This window comes from Rhodoplanes tepidamans, from assembly GCF_030813915.1.
In the GTDB taxonomy this organism is placed as follows: domain Bacteria; phylum Pseudomonadota; class Alphaproteobacteria; order Rhizobiales; family Xanthobacteraceae; genus Rhodoplanes; species Rhodoplanes tepidamans.
Genome location: NZ_JAUSUJ010000041.1, coordinates 20,276 through 35,740, shown reverse-complemented (window position 1 = coordinate 35,740; position 15,465 = coordinate 20,276). Strand labels below are relative to the sequence as shown.

The window sequence follows — 15,465 nt, the reverse complement described above, 5'->3', positions numbered from 1 at the left end:
CTGCGCCCGGCTGACGCCGGTCTTGAACGGGCGATTCGTCATAAGACGAATCTTACATCAGCTCGACCCGCCGATTCTTGCCCAGTCTCTTCGCTTTGTCCACCCTACGGATCGGTCCGCGCTTCGCAGCGACCGAAGCTCACCTCAGCGGCCCGCTCCTCAGCCGCGTGAGGTCGAACCGGTCGACCTCGCGCAGCAGCTCGACGAAGCCGCGCGCCGCGTGGTCGAGCGCGGCGTCGCCCTTCTCGGCCGAGGCGGGGCGCGGGTCGCCGACCGAGCCGGATTCGTGAAGGTCCTGGGTCATCCAGCCGAACGGCGCCGGCGTATAGGGGTGCAGCCAGCGGAACTCGCGCTCCATGGCGACCGACACCGGCTCGGCGTTGTCGGCCCTGTCCATCCGCACCGCCTCCGGCCGGTGCGCCAGCACGAGCGAGGTCTCGATGTCGCCCGCGTGGATGCCGTGATGCTGCTCGTGCGGCGTGAACAGCCCGTCCGGATAGCCGAAGCGGTGCCAGTGGGTGGTGACCACCAGCATGCGCAGGCGGGCGCGCAGCTCGCGCGCCACGACGTCGATCGCCTGCACGTTGCCGCCGTGGCTGGTCACGATCACCAGCTTGCGCACCCCGGCGCGGTGCACGCTCTCGCCGATCTCGGTCCACGCCCGGATCGCCGTCTCGGGCGAGAGCGTCAGCGTGCCCGGAAAGGCGAGGTGCTCGGAGGAGTGGCCGATCGCCTGGACCGGCAGCAGCGTCGCCGGCAGGTCGTCCGGGACCAGGGCCGCGACGCGGTCGAGATGCGCCTGCGCGATCAGCGCGTCGGTCGCCACCGGCAGATGCGGCCCGTGCTGCTCGACGGCGGCGACCGGCAGGACCGCGATCCAGCGCCCGGTGTCACCGGCGGCGAAGTCCCCCCAGGTCATGTCGCCCCAGTGTCGTTTCGGCAGCATTGTCGTAGAACTCGTGGGGTAAGCAGGTCTCGCGTCTCGACCGGTCCGGGGACACCGGTCCGGCGCGGCGGGGCCGTGGGGCCCCTACAGAGGACGAATTGATGCGGTTCGCAAGCCCATTCCGGCGCCGGCGCGGCGCGATCCCCCTGGTCGCCGCAGCCCTCGCGGCGCTCGCCGCCGTGGCCGGTCCGGCGGCCGGCCCGGCCGGCGCGCAGACGCTCGACAAGGTGGCGTTCGGCACCAACTGGGTCGCCCAGGCCGAGCACGGCGGCTTCTACCAGGCGCTCGCCGACGGCACCTACCGGCGCTACGGCCTCGACGTCACCATCGTCCCGGGCGGCCCGAACGCCAACAACCGCATCCTGCTGCCGGTCGGCAAGCTCGACTTCTACATGAGCGCCAACACCCTGCAGGCCTTCGACGCGGTCGAGCAGAACGTCCCCACCGTGGTGGTGGCGGCGATCTTCCAGAAGGACCCGCAGGTGCTGATCGCCCATCCGGGTGCGGTCGAGCGCTTCGCCGACCTCAAGCGGCTCAACCTGTTCGTCTCCAAGGAGGGCATGGCGAGCTACTTCCAGTGGCTCAAGGCCGAGTACGGCTTCAGCGACGCGCAGGTGAAGCCCTACACGTTCAACGCGCAGCCGTTCCTGGCCGACAAGCGCAGCGCCATGCAGGGCTACGTCACCTCCGAGCCGTTCGCCATCGAGCGGCAGAGCCGCATCCGGCCGGTGGTGTTCCTGCTCGCCGACCAGGGCTTCTCCAGCTACTCGACCCTGATCGAGACGCGGCGCGACCTGGTCGAGAACAAGCCCGGGCTGGTGGAGCGCTTCGTCGATGCCTCGATCGTCGGCTGGTACAGCTATCTCTACGGCGACCCGAGCGCCGGCAATGCCCTGATCAGGAAGCAGAACCCGGAGATGAGCGAGGACCTGCTGGCCTACGCGCGGGAGCGCATGAAGACTTACGGCATCGTCGATTCGGGCGACGCCGAGAGGCTCGGCATCGGCGCCATGACGGACGCCCGGATGGCCGCCTTCTTCGCCGCCATGGTGAAAGCCGGCGTCACCAAGCCGACCGTCGATTTCCGCCGGTCCTACACGCTGCAGTTCGTCAACAAGCGGGTCGGCATCGACCTGCGGCCGAAGAACTGAGGCGGAGCGAGGCCGGTCGTGCGCGCCGCGGCGGCGTCGCCGGGCTTGACCCGGCGACCCGTCATCTTCGAAAAATGGGGTTCTCTCCTGGATGGATGCGCGGGGCGGGCCCGCGCATGACGGGTGGTCGACCATTGGCGCGCCAACGATGAGTTCCCCCGCCGTCGTCGCGCTGCGCGGAGTGGCGAAGGCGTTCCCCAGCGGGACGCGGGCGCTCGACGGGCTCGACCTCTCGGTGCGGCGCGGCGAGTTCCTCTCGCTGGTCGGGCCGTCGGGCTGCGGCAAGTCGACGGCGCTGCGGCTGATAGCCGGCCTGTCGAAGCCCTCCGGCGGCACCCTGACCTGGGGCGACGGCGGGACCGGCGCGGTGCCGGCGCCAGGCGATCTCGGCGTCGTCTTCCAGGAGCCGACCCTGATGCCGTGGGCGACGGTCGCCGGCAATGTCCGGCTGCCGCTGCGCCTGACCCGGCGGGACGACGAGACCGAGGCCCGCGTCGCCGCCGCGCTCGCCCGGGTCGGGCTCGCCGACTTCGCAACCGCCTATCCGCGCGAGCTCTCCGGCGGCATGAAGATGCGGGTCGCCATCGCCCGCGCCCTGGTCACCGACCCGCATCTCCTGCTGATGGACGAGCCGTTCGCGGCGCTCGACGAGATCACCCGGTTCCGGCTCGACAACGAGCTGCTCACCCTGTGGCGGGCGCTCGGCAAGACTGTGGTGTTCGTCACCCATTCGGTGTTCGAGGCCGTCTATCTCTCCACCCGGGTCGTGGTGATGACGCCGCGGCCCGGCCGAGTCGCCGCCGACATCGCGATCGACGCGCCCTATCCGCGCGGCGAGACGTTCCGCACCTCGGCGGAGTTCGCCGGCCTGTGCCGCACGGTCGGCGCCGCGCTCGCCGGCGCCATGGGGGAGAGCTTCGCATGAGCGCGGCCGCGGCCCCCGACAGCCCGTCTTGGTGGCGCCGCCCCGGCCGCATCAGCCTGCCCGGGCTGGCGCTCGTGCTCGGCTGCGCCGGGTGGGAGATCCTGGTCCGCGCCTTCGACGTCCCGGCCTGGCAGCTGCCGGCGCCGAGCGCGATCCTCGCCACCCTGGTCCAGGACCGCGAGATCCTCTTCGGCTCGCTGATGGTGACGCTGGAGACCACGGCGCTGGGCTTTCTGCTCGCCGTGCTGGGCGGCGCCGGCCTCGCGATCCTGTTCGGCCAGTCGCGGCTGCTGGAGGACATGCTCTACCCCTACGCCGTGATCCTGCAGGTCACGCCGGTCGTCGCGATCGCGCCGATCCTGCTGATCTGGCTGCCGCAGCCGGTCGCCGTGCTGGCCTGCGCCTGGATCGTCGCATTCTTCCCGATGCTCGCCAACACGACGCTCGGGCTGCACTCCGTCGACCACAATCTCGACGACCTGTTCACGCTGTACGGCGCCTCGCGGCTGGAGCGGCTGCTGCGCCTGCAGCTTCCCGCCGCGCTGCCGCTGATGCTGGCCGGCGCCCGCATCGCCGGCGGCCTGTCGCTGATCGGCGCCGTGGTGGCCGAGATCGCGGCCGGCTCGGCCGGCGCCGGCTCGGGCCTCGCCTACCGGATCGCCGAGGCCGGCTACCGGCTCGACGTGCCCCGCATGTTCGCCGCCCTGATCCTGCTGTCGGCGGCCGGCATCGCCGTCTACGCCGTGCTGTCGCTCGTCTCCTGGCTGGTGCTGCGCCGCTGGCACGAGAGCGCCCTCGCCCGCGGCCCCTGAGGCCGGACCGCCGGGGGGGGGGGGGGGGGGGCCCCGCGCCCCCCCGCGCGGCCCCCCCCCCCCCCCCCCCCCCGCCGGGGCCGGCCCCCGGCGGCGGGCCTCGCGTTCTCCGGGTGGGTGAGGCGGTCCTCGTGGGGGGGGCGGCGCGGGGGCCCCGCGCGCGCCCCGGCCCGCGCCCCCGGCGGCGGCACCGCGGGGGGCCGGATGGGCCCCATGGCGGCCCCCCGGCGGTCACCACCCCGAAACGGCCACACGGGCATCATCGATCTGCGCCCCCCGACCTCCGACCCTGCGAACCGCCATGACCGCGCCGCCCGATCCGCCCTCGCCCCCGCCGCCGACCGAGGCGGGCGATCCGGGCGGAACGGCGCTGCCGGTGCCGGCCGGACCGGACCCTGCCGCCCACGCGCAGCGGATGCGGCTCCTCGGCATCCTGCTGATGTGCGGCGCCGTCGCCTGCTTCGCCTGTCTCGACGCCACTGCCAAGTTTCTCGGCCGCCATGTCGACGTGATCCAGGTGGTGTGGGCCCGCTATGCCAGCGCCTTCGTGCTGGCGCTCCTGGTGTTCAACCCGCTCACCCGGCCGGGACTGCTGCGCACCCGGCGTCCCGGGCTGCAGATCGGCCGCTCGACGCTGCTGCTCGCCACCACGGTCCTGAACTTCGCGGCGCTGAAATACCTGCAGCTGGACCAGGCGCTCGCCATCCTGTTCTCGACGCCCCTGATGGTCGCGGCGCTGGCCGGGCCGATGCTCGGCGAGCGGATCGGACCGCGGCGCTGGGCCGCCATCGTGGTCGGGCTGGTGGGCGTGGTAATCGTGCTGCAGCCGGGGGTCGGCGCGGTGCATCCGGCCGCGCTCCTCTCGATGCTGTCGGCGGTCTGCGCCGCGTTCTACGCCATCGCGACCCGGGTGCTGTCGCGCTTCGATACGGACGAGACGACGCTGTTCTACTCGAATCTCGTCGGCGTGCTTCTGCTCACGCCCGTGATGCCGTTCGTGTGGACGACACCGACCGATCCGCTGCTGATCGCGCTGATGATCGGGTTCGGCGCCTTCGGCAGCCTCGGACATTTCCTGCTGATCGTCGCCCACCGGCACACGCCGGCCTCGATTCTGTCGCCGTTCTCCTACAGCCAGATCCTGTGGACGACGATCCTCGGCTTCGTGGTGTTCGGCGACATCCCGAACCGCTGGACCATCGCCGGCGTGACGATCGTGATCGCCTCCGGGCTCTACCTCCTGCACCGCGAGCGGGTGCGCCGGCGCGGCTGACCGCGGCGACCGGCGAGGCGCTCAGCGCGCCGCGGCCGCCGGAGCACCTTCGGCGAGCGCCGGCGCGGCGGCGAGCGGCGGGCTGCCGATCTCCGCGACCAGTGGGCCGAGCGGCCGCCGCGCGACGCCGTCGCCGGCGACGACGTGGCTGCGCAGCCGGATCGGCGCCGCGATGCGGCGCAGCCGGTCGGCCCCGATGCCGCAGGCGATGCCGTTCATGCTGACATTGCCGAAGTCGAGCATCTGGCCGAGCAGGCCCTGGTCGACATCGACCTTCTCGATCCGCTCCAGCGGCATCTCGCTGGTCGAGCGGCGCAGCAGGCCCGACTTGTAGATCACGCGGCGGTCCGTCACGGCGATCTCGGTGACGCGGCGGCGGTACCAGGCGCGCAGGAGCAGCCCGGCGGCGAGCACGAGCAGGCCGGCCGAGAGCGCGATCCAGACGGTGTCGACCGTCTCGCCGAAATCCGCCGTCGCCCAGGTCCAGGCCGTCCACGCGGCGCACCCCGCCCCCGGCACCGCGACGGCGATCCCCGGCAGGTAGAGCACCCAGTGCCGGCCGGTGCGGAACCGCACCGTCTCGCCCGGCAGGAGAACGGACTCGACGTAGCCCATGCGCGCGCGACCTCCCGAAGACACGCCGCGTACCCATACCGCGTTTCGCCGGAGCGTGGAATCGCCCGGCCCCGCGGCCTTGCCGCCCCGGTCCGGCCGCTGATAAGCCGGAGAAGCGACGAAACGCAGGCAGGAAGGACCCTCGATGGACACGCCGGACATTCTCCTGGTCGGAACCGCGAAGCCGGTCATCGTCGGCGGGCTGGACCCGATCTCGCGGCTGCACCGGCTGATCGAGGCGCCTGACCGCGAGCGCTTCCTGGCCGACGTCGCCGACCGGGTGCGGGCGCTCGCCGTCGCCTACACGGCGAACCGGATCGACGCCGCCTTCATGCAGCGCTTCCCGAAGCTGGAGATCGTGGCGAGCTTCGGGGTCGGCTACGACCACATCGACGCGACCTGGGCCGGGCAGCACGGCATCGTCGTCACCAACACGCCGGAGGTGCTCGACGAGGAGGTCGCCGACACGGCGCTCGGGCTGCTGCTGTGCACGGTGCGCGAGCTGCCGCAGGCGGAGCGCTGGCTGCGGGCCGGCAAGTGGGTGGAGGCGCCCTATCCGCTCAGCAAGGCGACGCTGCGCAACCGCACCGTCGGACTCGTCGGCATGGGCCGCATCGGCCGCGCCATCGCGCGCCGGCTCGACGCCTTCGGGGTGCCGGTGGTCTACCACACCCGCCGGCCCAATCCGGAGGTGCCGTACCGGCATTATCCGGCGCTGCTCGACATGGCGCGCGACGTCGACACGCTGCTGCTGATCCTGCCGGGCGGCGGCGCCACCCGCAACCTGGTCGACGCCGAGGTGCTGAAGGCGCTCGGGCCCGACGGCATCCTGATCAACATGGCGCGCGGCTCGGTGGTCGACGAACCGGCACTGATCCAGGCGCTGCGCGACCGCACCATCTTCGCGGCCGGGCTCGACGTGTTCGTCGACGAGCCGAGGGTGCCGCCGGAGCTGATCGCCATGGAGAACGTGGTGCTGTTTCCGCATCTCGGCTCGGGCTCGGTCCACACCCGCGCCCGCATGGACCAGCTGGTGGTCGACAACCTCGCCGCGTGGTTTTCCGGCAAGGGTCCGCTCACCCCGGTGGCGGAGACGCCGTGGCCGCCGGCGCGGTGACTCACCGAACCGGCACCGCGGCGGCCGCGCGTGGCGCGTTTTTCGGCTCCGTGCTAGCCTGAACAAATGCAGACTCGACCTCGTTCGCACCTTGCGATTCTCGCGCTGACGCTCATCGCCGCGGCCGCCCCGGCCGCCGCCCAGCGGGCGCCGAACGGCCCCGCCCCCAGCGCCGCCGCCGCGCCCAGCGAGGCGGCGCGCGCGGTCGCCGGAACGAGCTGGGAGTTCTCCAACGCCGACCGCGACCGGCACTGCGCCGTCGCGTTCAGGACCGAGGCGGCCGGCCCGATCGGCATGCGGCTCGAGCTCGACAAGGCGTGCGCCGGCGTCTTCCCGTTCCTGCGCGACGCCGCCGCCTGGACGCTCGCCGACAACGACTTCCTCCGCTTCGTCGACGCGCGCGGCAAGGCGATGCTGGAGTTCAGCGAGGTCGAGCAGGGGCTGTGGGAGGCGCCGAAGCCGGGCGAGGGCATCCTGTTCCTGCAGACCGCCGCCTCGGTGAAGCCGCCCGCCCCGTCGAGCGAGGAGATGGCGGGCGAGTGGACGCTGCGCCGCGGCGGCCGCGTGCTGTGCGCGGTGACGCTCGCCGCGACCCCGGCCGTCGACGGCTTCGCCCTGCGGCTCGGACCGGACTGCGACGCCGCCGTCACCCGCTTCGCCCCGATCGCCTGGGCCATGGACCGCGACGAGCTGGTGATCACCGGCGCCGGCAACCGCACCTGGCGGTTCGAGGAGACCGAGCCGAAGACCTGGCAGCGGGTGCCGGAGACCCGCGACCCGATTCTCATGGTCAAGCGGTAGGGCGATTCGTTCGCGAGGACGGAACGACGGACCGCCCCGGAGAGCCTCCCGGCCCGCCTCCAGGGGAATAGCGGAACCGCCCGCAGGACATGGCCGGGCTCGCCCGCGTTTCGTTCATCTCCCGCGGAACGCGAACCCGGATCCCCGGAAGCGTTTCCAACCGCATCGGTACGGGGCCACGGGAATCCCGGGGACCAGGCGCCACCCCAGCACCGACCGGCCTTTCCGCCGTCTCCCGCCGGAGGCACCACCTTCGGGGCCGGGCGAAGCTGTATCGTTAACGTAATAGCTTTCCAGTTGATTGATAATTATCAAATATCGACGGGGCCGCCTTCGGATCAGCCCAAATACTTACTTATTTCGCGTGGCGAAAAGTGACGAAAAGACCAATCCTGGATCCGGCAGCCTCGACTTCCTATACTATCATCGACATCCGCCCCGCGAAGCTTTCGTGGAAAACCCGCACCGATCCTGGACGCAGCGCGACACGGCGCGCTGCGAATACGCACCTTTTCGCTCGAATTACATCGAGTTTTTAACCTCAATCGAAGGACGACACCCATGCTGACACGCAGCACCTTCATCCGCAGCGTCATCCCGGGCGCCCTCGGACTGACGCTGTTCCCGGCATTGGCGAAGGCGGCGTCCGGCGCCGGCGGCGTCACCGACGGCAAGGTCCTGGTGAACACCTCGGTCGGCCCGATGTGGCTCCTCAAGACCGGCGGCAAGGTCGTCGGCATCGAGCCGCTCAAGCAGGACACCTTCCCGACCCCGATGCTGAAGGCGATGCCGGACCGGCTCTACAACCAGGCGCGCGTCCACGCCCCGATGGTCCGCCGCGACTTCCTGCAGAAGCGCGAGAAGAGCGACCGCACGCTGCGCGGCACCCGCGACTTCGTCGAGGTGAGCTGGGACGACGCCGCCAAGCTGGTCTGCGACGAGCTCAAGCGGGTGAAGGACACCTACGGCAACGGCTCGCTTCATCGCGGCAAGAGCTCGTGGGCCTCCAACCACGCCCATGTCCACCGCACCGAGCCGATGCTGCAGCGGTTCCTCAACGGCTTCGGCGGCTCGTCGACCTTCTTCGGCAACTACAGCAACCAGGCCATCACCGAGATTCTCGCGACCGTCGGCTGGGGCGCGCCCTACGGTGCCAGCGACTGGCCGGTGGTGAAGGCGAACGCCAAGCTGATCGTCATCTGGGGCGCCAACCCGCTGATGACCACGCGGATCCTGTCGGGCCACTACTCGACCGCCCAGTGGGCGAGCCTGAAGGACAGTGGCATCCAGACCATCCTGATCAGCCCGAACAACAACGAGACCGGCAAGGCGCTCGGCTCGCGCTGGGTGCCGATCCGCCCCAACACCGACGTCGCGCTGGCGCTCGGCATGATGCACACGCTGCTCACCGAGAACCTGCACGACAAGAAGTTCCTGGCCGACTGCACGTTCGGCTTCGACACCTTCGCGCCCTATCTGACCGGCGCCAAGGACGGAACGCCGAAGACCGCCGAGTGGGCGGCGACCATCACCGGCATCCCGGCCGACACGATCCGCGAGCTCGCCCGCACGATGGCGAAGACCCGCACCACCATCGCCTGCGGCTGGTCGACCCAGCGCCAGCACCACGGCGAGCAGGCGCCGTGGGCCGTGATGACGCTCGGCGCGATGCTCGGCCAACTCGGCCTGCCCGGCGGCGGCGTGTCGTTCGGCATGCACTACGCCGACGGCGCCTTCCCGAAGGCCGACATGCCGGTGGTCGGCGGCATGGCGAGCGGCAAGAACCCGATTCCCGACCCGTTCCCGATCGCCTGCCTGTGCGACGCCTGGCTCCAGCCGGGCAAGACCGTCCGCTACAAGGACAAGACGATCACGTTCCCGAACATCAAGCTGGTCTACACCTCGGGCGGCAACCAGTTCACCCACCACCAGAACACCAACCGGGTGATCAAGGCGTTCCAGGCGCCCGAGACCATCATCGTGCAGGATCCGTGGTGGACGCCGACGGCGCGCTTCGCCGACATCGTGCTGCCGGCGGCGAGCGACCTCGAGCGCGACGACATCGGCCAGGTGATGAACCTGATCCTCGCCTCGCACGCCGCCGTCGCGCCGCAGTACAAGTCGCGGCTCGACTACGACATCTTCACCGAGCTCGCCGACCGGCTCGGCTTCAAGGACAAGTACACCGAGGGGCGCACCCAGCTCGACTGGTGCCGGTTCTTCTACGACGACGCCAAGGCGAAGTCGAAGGCGGTGGCGATGCCGGACTTCGACACGTTCTGGGCCGGCGAGGGCATCGTCGAGTTCCCGATGGGCAAGGGCACCTTCGTGCATCTCGCCGACTACCGGAAGGATCCGCTGCTCAACCCGCTCGGCACCTCGACGGGCCTGATCGAGATCACCTCGCCGACCGTCGCCAAGATGAAGCTCGACGACTGCCCGGCGCACCCGACCTGGCTCGAGCCGGTGGAGTGGAAGGGCTCGAAGCACGCCGACAAGTATCCGCTGCAGCTCATCTCGCCGCATCCCAACGACCGGCTGCACTCGCAGCTCGACAACACCGACATCCGCAAGGCCTACAAGATCGACGGCCGCGAGCCGGTGGAGATCAACAGCGACGACGCCGCCGCGCGCGGCATCAAGTCGGGCGACGTGGTGCGGCTGTTCAACGACCGCGGCCAGGTCCTGGCCGCCGCCATCGTCACGGCCGACCTGATGCCCGGCACCATCTGCCTGCACGAGGGCGCCTGGTACGATCCGGAGACCCCGGGCAAGATCGGCGCGCTCGACAAGCAGGGCGCCGTCAACGTGCTGACCCTGGACAATCCGCTCACCTCGACCTTCGCCCAGGCGACCATCGCCGGCACGGCGATCTGCCAGGTCGAGAAGTACGGCAAGCCGGCGCCGGCCGTGACGGCCTACGACCAGCCGGCGTCCTGAGCGGCGACCAGAGACCCGCCGGCCGCGCCCGCGCGGCCGGCGCCCCGCAACCCCCGCCGCCCGAGCCGACCCGCACGAGGGGCCGGCCGCGTCGCGCCTTCGACCACGTGAGACCACCGTGAAACGATTTCTGCTCGACCGCCGCACCTGGATCCTCGGAGGCGTCGCCGCGGCGGGCGTCGTCGTCGGCATCGTCGGCTGGGGTGGCTTCCACACCGCCATGGAGATGACCAACACGCTCGACTTCTGCGTCTCGTGCCACGAGATGAAGAGCACCGTGTACGAGGAGTACAAGAAGAGCGTGCACTTCAAGAACGCTTCGGGCGTACGGGCGGTGTGCTCCGACTGTCACGTCCCGCGCGCGTGGGGCCCCAAGGTGGTCGCCAAGGTGATGGCGACCAACGACCTGCTCGAGCACCTCAAAGGCAGCCTCGACACGACCGAGAAGTTCGAGTCCGAGCGCCTGCGGCTCGCCCGCAGCGTCTGGGCCAAGATGAAGGCGTCCGACAGCCGCGAGTGCCGCAACTGCCACGGCTTCGACGCGATGGACTTCCACAAGCAGAAGCCGGCGGCCGCCACCCAGATGCAGAAGGCCGCGCAGACCGGCGGCACCTGCATCGACTGCCACAAGGGCATCGCCCACAAGCTCCCCGACATGACGGCCGGCTGGAAGACGATGTTCGCGTCGCTGAAGGCCGCCGCCGCGACCGCCTCGCCCAAGGCCGGCGAGACGGTCTACACGCTGGAGACCGTGCCGTTCACCATCGACAAGCCGGACGGCGACGCGGGCGCCCCGGCCGGCCGCATCCTCGGCGGCACCGCCGTGACTGTGCTGGCGCGCGACGGCGACGCCGCGCGGGTGCGCGTCTCCGGCTGGCAGCAGCAGGGCGTCGAGCGCATGCTGTACGCCCGCCAGGGCAAGCGCATCTTCTCGGTGCTGATGACGCCGGCCGTCACCGACAAGGTCGAGCACGCGCAGAGCATGGTCGACCCCGACACCGGCCAGACCTGGACCGAGGGCACGATCGACGTGTGGATCCCGGCCAAGGGCCTCGTCGCCGATGGCAGGAAGCTGTGGGAGTACGGCGAGGATCTGTACGTCTCGACCTGCACGGTCTGCCACTCCTCGCCGGAAGTCGCCCACTACTCGGCCAACGAATGGATCGGCGTGCTCAACTCGATGAAGCAGCAGATCTCGCTCGACGACGAGCAGTATCGCTTCCTGCAGAAATACCTGCAGCTCCACGCCAAGGACACGGGCGGCACGACGCACTGACGGTCCGCGTCGAACCCCTCTCCTTCGTCGTGCTCCGTGACGGCGAGGCTTTGCGGAATCCGTCATTCCGGGGCGCGGGCGCAGCCCGCGCGCCCGGAATCCATGGACCCGGTGCCGCGGTGGCTCACGACGGACAGGGCGTATGGGTCCCGGGCCCGCGCCGCAGGCGCGCCCCGGGACGACCGGGACATTCCGAACAAGCGCTCGCGCAGGCGGACGGCGACGATCGGGAGGCTCGCGCCTTCGATCAGTCCCGCGCCAGGGCGGCGACCGGGTCGAGGCGGGAGGCGTTGCGCGCCGGCAGGAAGCCGAACAGCACGCCGATCAGGGTCGAGCAGAGCACGGCGGCGACGATCGAGGTGCCGGAATAGACCAGGCTGAAGCTGGAGCCGACCGCCGCGAACACGGCCCCGAAGCCGAGCGCCAGGGCGATCCCGATCAGCCCGCCGATCAGGCACACCAGCACGGCCTCGATGAGGAACTGCTGCATGATGTCGCTCTGGCGTGCGCCGACCGCCATGCGTACGCCGATCTCGCCGACCCGCTCGGACACCGACACCAGCATGATGTTCATCACGCCGATGCCGCCGACGATCAGCGAGATGACGGCGATCGCCGCGATCAGCAGGGTCAGCACCGCGGTGGTCGCCGTGATGGTGCGGCGGATGTCGTCGGTGTTGAGGATGAACACGTCCTTGGTGCCGTGGCGACGGGTGAGAAGCTCCACCACGGCCTGCTCGGCGAGGCCCGTGTCGGTGTCGTCGGCGACCCGCACCGTGATGCTGCGCAGCGACCAGGTGCCGAGGATGCGCGCCTGCACGGTGGTGTAGGGCAGGTAGACGGACGGGTTGGCGCTGGAGCCGAAGCCGCCCTGCTGCGCCTTCGTGACGCCGATCACCCGGAACGGCACCTTGCCGATCAGCAGAGTCCGGCCGACCGCCCCGCCGGCGACGTCGGCGAACAGCGCCTTGCGGGTGTTCTCGTCGATCACGACCTCCTGGGCCATGGTGACGACGCTCCGGCCGTCGAAGAAGCGGCCCTCGGCGAGCGTGGTGCCCTTCACGGCGAAGTACTGCTCGCCGACGCCGTTGATCATGGCGCTCACCTCGAGCGCGCCGTGGCGCAGCGTGCTGCTGGTCGAGACGGTCGGGGTCACGCCGGCCACCCAGGGCTGCTCGGCGAGCGCCCGCGCATCGGCCACCACCAGGGTCTTCACCTTGGCGGAGCGGACGTCGCCGAAATCCTTGCCCGGGAAGATCTCGAGCGTGTTGGTGCCGAGGCTCGCGATGTTGGACAGCACCTTGCGGCGCGAGCCCTCGCCGAGCGCGACCACGCACACCACCGAGGCGATGCCGATGACGATGCCCAGCATGGTCAGCACGGTGCGCAGCCGGTGGGCGTTCATGGCGAGCAGCGCCATGCGCAGCGCCTCGCGGAAGCGGTCGGCGGCGGCGCGCCACCGCGACGCCGGGGCGGCCGATGCGGCGCCGGCGCCCGGCGCGCGCCGGCGCGGGCGCCCGTCGCGGACCCGCCGGTCCGCCGTGACGACGCCATCGCTGATCTCGACGATGCGCTCGGCCCGGCTGGCGACGGCCATGTCGTGGGTGACGATGACGACCGTGGTGCCGTCGGCGTTCAGCTCGTCGAGGATCTTCAGCACCTCCTCGCCGCTGGTGCGGTCGAGCGCGCCGGTCGGCTCGTCGGCGAACACGACGTCGGCGCCGTTGACCAGCGCCCGGGCGATCGAGACGCGCTGCTGCTGGCCACCGGAGAGCTGGCCGGGCCGGTGGCCGAGCCGGTCGGCCATGCCGAGCCGGCCGAGCAGCGCCGCGGCCCGCGCCCTCCGGTCGGCCGGCGCGGTGCCCGCATAGGTCGCCGGCATCTCGACATTACCGAGCGCGGTGAGCTCGGAGAGCAGGTGATAGCGCTGGAACACGAAGCCGAAGCGCTCGCGCCGCAGCGCCGCCAGCTCGTCCGGGCCGAGCGCCGCGGTCTCGCGGCCGGCGATGCGGTAGCTGCCCCGGGTCGGCCGGTCGAGGCAGCCGAGGATGTTCATCAGCGTCGACTTGCCGGAGCCGGACGGCCCGACGATCGCCACCATCTCGCCGGCCCGGATCGCGAGGTCGACGCCGGCCAGCGCCGCGATGGTGCCGTCGCCGGCCGGATACTCGCGCCACACGTCCGAGAGGACGATCAGCGGCGCGCCCGCGTCCGCTGCAGGGTCGGCCGACATGGCGTCAGAACCCCATCGGGGGCGGCGGGCCCATGCGGGTCTGGCCGGCCGCCTCGCTGCTGCGGCGACCCGTGACGACCCGCTCGCCCGCGCGCAGCCCGGAGCGGACCTCCGCCGTCGCCTTGTTGTCGAGGCCGACCGTCACGGGGCGGATCTCGATCGCCCCGTCCGGACCGACGACCTGCACGCTCCGGGTGCCGTCCGGGTTCTTCGGGCCGAGCGCCGCGGCGGGCACCAGCGGCACGCCGGCCGCGGCGCCGAGCACGATGCGGACCTGCGCCGTCATGTAGGTGCGCAGCCGACCGTCGGGGTTGGGCACGTCGAACACGCCGATGTAGTAGATCGCCGAGCTGGTGGACGAGGACGACGACGAGCTCGTCGCGCTGGAGGAGCTGGTCGAGGTCGAGAAGCTCGAATCGCTCTTGATCGACTCGGGGGCCGGCTCGATCGACTGCAGGGTGGCGTGGAATCGCCGCTCGGGCTCGCCCATGATGGTGAACCAGACGTCCTGGCCGGGCCGCACCTTGACGATGTCGGCCTCCGAGATCTCGGCCCGCACCGTCATCGTGTCGAGCTGGCCGAGCACCACGATGGTCGGCGCCGACTGCACGGCGTTCACCGTCTGGCCTTCCTGGGCGACGATCGCCAGCACGGTGCCGTCGATCGGCGCGGTGATGCGCGTGTAGCCGAGATTGACCCGCGCCGTCTCCACCTCCACCTCGGCCTCGACGATCTGGGCGTCGAGCTGGGCGATCTGGGCGCGCGTCGTCTTCACCGTGGTCTCGGCGGTGTCGTAGTCGGCCCGCGAGGACGCCTTCTGGGCGAAGGTGAGCTGGTGGCGCGCCAGTGTCGCCTCGGCATTGGCGAGCGTCGCCTCCTTCTCGGTGCGCTGGGCGCGCTTGTCGTCGAGCGAGGCGACGGCGGTGCGCAGCGTGTTCTGCTGGGTGAGCGAATCGATCTCGGCGATCAGGTCGCCTTTCGCGACACGGTCCCCGAGCTTCGCCTTCAGCGCCACGATGCGGCCCGACGCCTGGGCGCCGACGGCGACGAGCTTGACCGGCTTGAGCGTGCCGCTCGCCAGCACGGTCTCCTCGATGTCGCCCGTCGTCACGGTCGCCGTCATCACGTCGGCGAGCGGGGCCGGCGTCAGGGCGGCCCGGACGGCCCAGGCGGCCCCGCCGGCGAGGGCGAGCACGGCCGCGATCGCGACGGCGCGGGAGCGGCGGGTCATCGCGCGCGCAACCGCGACGGAGAGACGGAATCGGTTCGCGGCAGCCAGACGCACACGGCAGAGAGACCCGGACAGAGACGCACGCGGCCATGTAGTCGGACCGGCCCCCCGCCGTCAATTCGCGCGCCGCGACTTTACCTTTGCA

Annotated in this window: 12 protein-coding genes; 8 read left to right on the top strand and 4 right to left on the bottom strand. The window is 71.2% G+C overall.

From position 1 onward, the window contains the following. Positions 1 to 139: 139 nt before the first annotated feature. Entirely contained in the window at positions 140 to 946 is an 807-nt protein-coding gene (locus J2S22_RS29730) for a creatininase family protein (RefSeq protein ID WP_272840636.1), read from the bottom strand. A 101-nt stretch (positions 947 to 1,047) separates the two neighbouring features. On the opposite strand from J2S22_RS29730, the gene J2S22_RS29725 reads away from it, so the two are divergent. The 4 genes from J2S22_RS29725 (at position 1,048) to J2S22_RS29710 (ending at position 5,107) form a co-directional block, all read left to right on the top strand. After that, a complete protein-coding gene (locus tag J2S22_RS29725; RefSeq protein WP_272840635.1) occupies positions 1,048 to 2,097 on the top strand; it encodes an ABC transporter substrate-binding protein in 1,050 nt (349 codons plus the stop codon). Between the two features lie 148 nt (positions 2,098 to 2,245). Further along, positions 2,246 to 3,022 carry an ABC transporter ATP-binding protein gene (locus J2S22_RS29720; RefSeq protein ID WP_272840634.1) on the top strand — a complete coding sequence of 259 codons (777 nt, stop codon included), beginning with the start codon at positions 2,246 to 2,248 and terminating at the stop codon, positions 3,020 to 3,022. After that, positions 3,019 to 3,834, top strand: a complete 816-nt coding sequence (locus J2S22_RS29715; protein ID WP_272840633.1) for an ABC transporter permease — start codon at positions 3,019 to 3,021, stop codon at positions 3,832 to 3,834. Before J2S22_RS29720 ends, J2S22_RS29715 begins: the two co-directional genes overlap by 4 nt. Positions 3,835 to 4,135: 301 nt before the next feature. Further along, on the top strand, positions 4,136 to 5,107 hold the full coding sequence (locus tag J2S22_RS29710; RefSeq protein WP_272779653.1) for a DMT family transporter: 972 nt from the start codon (positions 4,136 to 4,138) through the stop codon (positions 5,105 to 5,107). A gap of 21 nt (positions 5,108 to 5,128) precedes the next feature. Here J2S22_RS29710 and J2S22_RS29705 read toward each other — a convergent pair whose 3' ends face one another. Next, positions 5,129 to 5,722, bottom strand: coding sequence for a PH domain-containing protein (locus tag J2S22_RS29705; RefSeq protein WP_272779652.1), 594 nt, complete (start codon positions 5,720 to 5,722; stop codon positions 5,129 to 5,131). Between the two features lie 145 nt (positions 5,723 to 5,867). On the opposite strand from J2S22_RS29705, the gene J2S22_RS29700 reads away from it, so the two are divergent. The 4 genes from J2S22_RS29700 (at position 5,868) to J2S22_RS29685 (ending at position 11,856) form a co-directional block, all read left to right on the top strand. Further along, positions 5,868 to 6,839: a 2-hydroxyacid dehydrogenase gene (locus J2S22_RS29700; protein WP_272779651.1), complete on the top strand. Its 972-nt coding sequence runs from the start codon at positions 5,868 to 5,870 to the stop codon at positions 6,837 to 6,839. 66 nt (positions 6,840 to 6,905) lie between these two features. Next, positions 6,906 to 7,640, top strand: a complete 735-nt coding sequence (locus J2S22_RS29695) for a protease inhibitor Inh/omp19 family protein (RefSeq protein ID WP_272779650.1) — start codon at positions 6,906 to 6,908, stop codon at positions 7,638 to 7,640. Positions 7,641 to 8,201: 561 nt separating this feature from the next. Then, entirely contained in the window at positions 8,202 to 10,580 is a 2,379-nt protein-coding gene (locus tag J2S22_RS29690; RefSeq protein ID WP_272779649.1) for a molybdopterin-dependent oxidoreductase, read from the top strand. A gap of 118 nt (positions 10,581 to 10,698) precedes the next feature. After that, positions 10,699 to 11,856, top strand: a complete 1,158-nt coding sequence (locus J2S22_RS29685) for a NapC/NirT family cytochrome c (protein WP_272780280.1) — start codon at positions 10,699 to 10,701, stop codon at positions 11,854 to 11,856. A gap of 247 nt (positions 11,857 to 12,103) precedes the next feature. Here the strand turns inward: J2S22_RS29685 and J2S22_RS29680 are convergent, their stop codons facing one another. Both J2S22_RS29680 and J2S22_RS29675 read right to left on the bottom strand, forming a co-directional pair. Continuing rightward, on the bottom strand, positions 12,104 to 14,089 hold the full coding sequence (locus J2S22_RS29680) for a MacB family efflux pump subunit (protein WP_272780281.1): 1,986 nt from the start codon (positions 14,087 to 14,089) through the stop codon (positions 12,104 to 12,106). Between the two features lie 4 nt (positions 14,090 to 14,093). After that, complete coding sequence (locus J2S22_RS29675) at positions 14,094 to 15,320, bottom strand: efflux RND transporter periplasmic adaptor subunit (RefSeq protein WP_272780282.1); 1,227 nt, start codon at positions 15,318 to 15,320, stop codon at positions 14,094 to 14,096. Positions 15,321 to 15,465: the final 145 nt, after the last annotated feature.

Bases quoted from the DNA above. Each gene is read 5' to 3' on its own strand.
- J2S22_RS29730 (WP_272840636.1), bottom strand. From the start codon at position 946: ATGCTGCCGAAACGACACTGGGGCGACATGACCTGGGGGGACTTCGCC.
- J2S22_RS29700 (WP_272779651.1), top strand. From the start codon at position 5,868: ATGGACACGCCGGACATTCTCCTGGTCGGAACCGCGAAGCCGGTCATC.
- J2S22_RS29715 (WP_272840633.1), top strand. From the start codon at position 3,019: ATGAGCGCGGCCGCGGCCCCCGACAGCCCGTCTTGGTGGCGCCGCCCC.
- J2S22_RS29695 (WP_272779650.1), top strand. From the start codon at position 6,906: ATGCAGACTCGACCTCGTTCGCACCTTGCGATTCTCGCGCTGACGCTC.
- J2S22_RS29675 (WP_272780282.1), bottom strand. From the start codon at position 15,320: ATGACCCGCCGCTCCCGCGCCGTCGCGATCGCGGCCGTGCTCGCCCTC.
- J2S22_RS29725 (WP_272840635.1), top strand. From the start codon at position 1,048: ATGCGGTTCGCAAGCCCATTCCGGCGCCGGCGCGGCGCGATCCCCCTG.
- J2S22_RS29710 (WP_272779653.1), top strand. From the start codon at position 4,136: ATGACCGCGCCGCCCGATCCGCCCTCGCCCCCGCCGCCGACCGAGGCG.
- J2S22_RS29720 (WP_272840634.1), top strand. From the start codon at position 2,246: ATGAGTTCCCCCGCCGTCGTCGCGCTGCGCGGAGTGGCGAAGGCGTTC.
- J2S22_RS29705 (WP_272779652.1), bottom strand. From the start codon at position 5,722: ATGGGCTACGTCGAGTCCGTTCTCCTGCCGGGCGAGACGGTGCGGTTC.
- J2S22_RS29690 (WP_272779649.1), top strand. From the start codon at position 8,202: ATGCTGACACGCAGCACCTTCATCCGCAGCGTCATCCCGGGCGCCCTC.
- J2S22_RS29680 (WP_272780281.1), bottom strand. From the start codon at position 14,089: ATGTCGGCCGACCCTGCAGCGGACGCGGGCGCGCCGCTGATCGTCCTC.